1 protein-coding gene is annotated in these 599 nt (G+C 74.0%); it reads right to left on the reverse strand.

Annotated features, from left to right (window positions below; all coding sequences use genetic code 11):
* Window positions 1-9: 9 nt before the first annotated feature.
* Window positions 10-599: phosphoheptose isomerase family protein (locus ACYVO7_RS25765; protein ID WP_460452614.1), on the reverse strand; the 590-nt coding region annotated here is incomplete at its 5' end.

Consider the following 599-nt stretch of genomic DNA (forward strand, 5'->3'; position numbering starts at 1 on the left):
CCCGCGTCATCAAAGCAGGTTAGCGTGGCGCGCCCACATCGCGTCCTGGGTCACGCCGAGCAGCCGCATGAGGCGGTGGACCAGCAGCTCGGTCGCACCCCACAGCGCCCATTCATAGGCGCCGCCCATCACGAGCGGACCGGTCGGGTCGACGCCGCGCCCCATGGGGGCCGGGATCGGCACTACGTGGTCGGCGTCCGCCGCCGCGGCGCTGTCGACCGCAGCAGTGAACAGCGCGACGCCCGCCCCGGCCCGGCGGGCCGATCCGATCAGCGCCAGCGCGGTCGGCAGATCGCCCATGGCGGCGTTGACCAGGAAGAGGTCACCCGGCCCCACGGGCGACGCGTTCATCGCCCCGACCGCGTGCGCCTCGACGCCCAGATGATGCAGGCGCATCGTGAAGGCCTCCATGACGAGGCCGGCCCGTCCCTGTCCGTAAAGGGCGCAGATCCGGGCCCGGGCGATGGCTTGCGCGAGGGCGTCCAGACGATCGGCGGGAATCGCGGACATGACGCCCCGGACCTGGCCGAACAGGGCGTCGGCCTCCTCTGCGAGGCCGGTCACGCCGTCGCCCCCGCGCCGGCCGTGAGCACCCCGCG

This window comes from Alsobacter sp. SYSU BS001988 (assembly GCF_054796215.1).